At 46.4% G+C, this 3,694-nt stretch carries 5 protein-coding genes; 3 read left to right on the forward strand and 2 right to left on the reverse strand.

From position 1 onward, the window contains the following. Window positions 1-158: 158 nt before the first annotated feature. Window positions 159-650, reverse strand: a complete 492-nt coding sequence (gene cpcA, locus PX481_RS26435) for a C-phycocyanin subunit alpha (RefSeq protein WP_002762687.1) — start codon at window positions 648-650, stop codon at window positions 159-161. A gap of 55 nt (window positions 651-705) precedes the next feature. Further along, the gene (gene cpcB, locus PX481_RS26440) at window positions 706-1,224 is read right to left on the reverse strand and encodes a C-phycocyanin subunit beta (protein ID WP_002733930.1); all 519 of its coding nucleotides are present in this window, start codon (window positions 1,222-1,224) and stop codon (window positions 706-708) included. 670 nt (window positions 1,225-1,894) lie between these two features. Between cpcB and cysK the strand changes: the two genes are divergently transcribed. The 3 genes from cysK (at window position 1,895) to PX481_RS26455 (ending at window position 3,605) form a co-directional block, all read left to right on the forward strand. Continuing rightward, window positions 1,895-2,842 (forward strand): cysteine synthase A, encoded by a 948-nt coding sequence (cysK, locus tag PX481_RS26445; RefSeq protein WP_287659471.1) that lies wholly within the window; start codon window positions 1,895-1,897, stop codon window positions 2,840-2,842. Between the two features lie 15 nt (window positions 2,843-2,857). Beyond that, window positions 2,858-2,992: a hypothetical protein gene (locus PX481_RS26450; RefSeq protein ID WP_262382309.1), complete on the forward strand. Its 135-nt coding sequence runs from the start codon at window positions 2,858-2,860 to the stop codon at window positions 2,990-2,992. Window positions 2,993-3,068: 76 nt separating this feature from the next. Next, window positions 3,069-3,605: an MgtC/SapB family protein gene (locus tag PX481_RS26455; protein ID WP_288096913.1), complete on the forward strand. Its 537-nt coding sequence runs from the start codon at window positions 3,069-3,071 to the stop codon at window positions 3,603-3,605. The last annotated feature ends 89 nt before the right edge of the window (window positions 3,606-3,694 follow it).

A 3,694-nucleotide genomic window follows, 5' to 3' on the forward strand; every position in this document is an offset into this window, starting at 1 on the left:
ACACCCCACACCCCACACCCCACACCCCACACCCCACACCCCACACCCTGCCACCACCGAAAAACTTTTTCAGCAAGCCCTAAGTTAGACGGACGCAAAAAAACCTCGGCGCTCATCCCGAGGTGAATTTAGGAGATATGAGCTTATGTTGACGTAAATTAGCTAAGGGCGTTGATCACATAATCAATGTAGGAATTAGCTTCTACAGCAGCATCCCCAGTTAATCCGTGATTGGTTTTGATGTATTTTAAGGCTTCGATATACCAACTAGGAGATAGCTCAAAGGCACTATTAATTTCACTCAAACCGGCGACTAGATATTCATCGATCGGGCCTGTACCCCCTACCACGAGGGCATAGGTGATAATTCGGATATAGTAGCCGATATCACGAACGCACTTGGATTTCCCTCGCTCATCGTAGGCATAGTTCGGCCCCTGGAGTTGGGTGGTGTAGGGAAATTTTTGATAGACAGCGTTGGCTGCTTCTTGGGCTAAACTGGGGGCTTTTTGGGCGAGGATTTTTACCGCTTCTAGGGTGATGGCGGCCTGACGGAAACGACCGAACGCTACTTGTAATTCAGCACTGCTGAGAAAACGGCCTTGGGAATCGGCAGTAGCTACCGCTTCGGTTAAAGGTGTTTTGGTCATGGATGGAATTGCTCCTACAAAAGTTTAATCGGATTGAGATAAGAAAGTCACAGCATCAGGAAACTGCCGCCGCCGCTCGATCGAAGTAAGAAGCGACTTCTGCTAGTAAAGAACTGCAATCCCCGCGAGTGATACCGTTGGGATCGGCCGCTAGGGCAAGGGAAGCGTCCTTGAGCTTGAGAATTCCGGCCGCAACAGAAGCTCCCGGAACTCCCAGGGCGACGTAGGTTTCCCGGAGACCGTTCAAGGCGCGATCATCGAGGATGCTGGCATCGCCGGTGAAGGTGGCATAGGTAACGTAGCGCAGGATAATTTCCAAATCCCGCAAGCAGGCGGCGGCACGACGGTTTGTATAGGCGTTGCCACCGGGGGCAACTAAAACGGGCTGTTCTGAAAACAAACTACGCGCGGCATCGGTAACGATCGCAGAAGAATTACTGGAAAGACGATTGACCACATCGACCCGTTTATTACCATCTTTGACGAAGGCAATTAGGGCATTGACTTGATTCTCGCTCAGGTATTCCCCCCGGGTATCGGCCTGGGAAACGACTTTGGCAAAGGCATCTAACACCATAGTTTTCATCTCCTATAATGATGATTGGTTTCGGCAAAATATCGAGGTTGATTGCTCTGGCTTTTCTTTATTTTTTCCGATAAAGTATCTAGGAGTTTTTTTCTTGGGACTATACTATCGTCCTTGAAAAAAAATTACTCTCCCTTGGCCAGATTTTTTTGTATATCGAGGAACAATTCTTGTTAATTGAATTTAGCGTTTATTGACGCTCCTAGACACACTTCGTTTTTGCCATGAATTATTTTATAGACCATTTTCCTACTTTTATTTATTAAAAATTGTTTCCTAAAAAACCAGCAAAAAAATAATTTTTTAGGATAAATCTCAGAAAACTTTCTTAAATGTGTAACCCGATACTAAGAAAAAGTATCGCTCTTTTCATCTCTCTAATAATTTGTTTAAGTTGTTTAAATAAATGTGCTTTTATATACTAATAATAATTAACTAAATTGAGAGAAATTTCCCAAGACAACTTTGCCGATTGTGCTTCGATATACAAAAAAAGTGGCAAGGCAATAAAAATCGACAGGGATAATCCCCGCCGACGTTGTGATCAGAGGTGCCAACACCAGCATTTTGCAGTGTACTCTGACTTAAAAAGTATTGTAAAACATCTTAAATACATATATAATCAAAAATAGCCAACAAATACAAAGCAAGTGGGATTATGCCGATCGCAAGAGACATCACCCAATTGGTAGGACGGACTCCCCTAGTCCAACTGAATCGAATCCCAGTGGCAGAGGGAGTAAAAGCCCGCATCGTCGTCAAACTGGAAAGTATGAACCCCGCCGCCTCGGTTAAAGATCGCATCGGGGTCAGTATGGTGGAGGACGCGGAAGCCGCCGGACTAATTCACCCCGATAAAACAATTCTGGTGGAACCCACTTCCGGCAATACCGGCATCGCCCTGGCCATGGTGGCGGCGGCCAAAGGCTATCGCCTAGTCCTGACTATGCCCGAAACCATGAGTTTAGAACGACGGGCGATGTTAAAAGCTTACGGGGCGCAATTAGAATTAACCCCGGGTAGCCAAGGCATGAAAGGAGCGATCGCCCGGGCCGAGGAAATAGTCGAAAACACCCCCAACGCCTATAGTTTGCAACAGTTCCGCAACCCGGCCAACCCGAAAATTCACCGAGAAACCACCGCCGAGGAAATCTGGGCCGATACCGATGGCCTGGTAGATATCGTTATCGGTGGCGTGGGAACCGGGGGAACCATTACCGGTATTGCCGAAACCATTAAACCCCGTCGTCCCCAATTTCAAGCGATCGCAGTTGAACCCTCTAATAGTCCCGTCTTATCGGGAGGACCACCCGGGCCGCACAAAATCCAAGGCATCGGGGCCGGTTTTATCCCGGCAATTTTCCGACCGGAATTAATCGATGAGGTGATTGTCGTCGATGATACAGAGGCTTTCGCCTACGCACGACGGTTAGCTCGTCAGGAGGGACTACTATCGGGCATTTCGGCTGGGGCCGCTTTATGGGCGGCAATTCAGGTGGGCAAAAGACCCGAAAACGAAGATAAATTAATCGTCATGATTCAGCCTAGTTTTGGGGAACGTTACCTCAGCACGGCCCTGTTTAAAGACCTCGAAGATATCGACTAATAGGACAGTAAATTGATGGAATTTGCAACGAGGGCGATTCATGGGGGGCAAGAACCAGACTCTAGCCATGGGGCGGTAACGGTTCCCATTTATTCCACTTCCACCTGTAACACCGGCTTTACTAGGATTATCGATTGGGATCGAGAATAGGAACGATTTAAAGCGGCATCTGGAAAAGGCCTTGATTGGTTAGGCGAAGTTTTTATCTCATTTGATGGGTTAAGCAATGTTTTTTGACTCGGAAGATTGGCAAACGATTATTTTTCGGCTGAGTATGGCTATGGCCGTCGGCTGTCTGATTGGTTATAACCGACAGCGAGGCGGTCGTCCTGCTGGATTGAGAACTTTTATGATCGTTAGTCTCGGAGCTGCCATGTTTGTCATGATTCCCCTACAAGCGGAGGGAGATGTGGGTTATGCGTCTTCTAATGCTCTCAGTCGTACTATTCAAGGGGTCGCTTCTGGTGTCGGTTTTTTAGGGGCGGGAATCATCCTACAACAATCCCATCGGGAACTAAATAAGGTACAAGTGAAAGGTTTGACTTCGGCGGCGACTATCTGGTTAGCGGCAGGATTAGGCGCGGCTTCTGGTTGCGGTTTATGGCAGATGGTTCTGGTGGGAACTCTATTCTCTCTGTGCACTTTAAGTGGCATTAAACGACTTAAGAAAAATAAATCTTTAGGCAAATATATTAAAGGTCGTAAGAAAATATCTACGATTAATCAAGAAATAAATCCATCGGATAATTCAGCATCTCATTAATAAAAAAAGTGATAAAAATTAATTTTTCTTGAGAGGGCAAAAGCTTTTCTTTACTGGCTTTTACCTCGAAAAGATTATGTTTTTTCTGC

It is taken from the genome of Microcystis sp. M53603_WE2, from assembly GCF_030065435.1.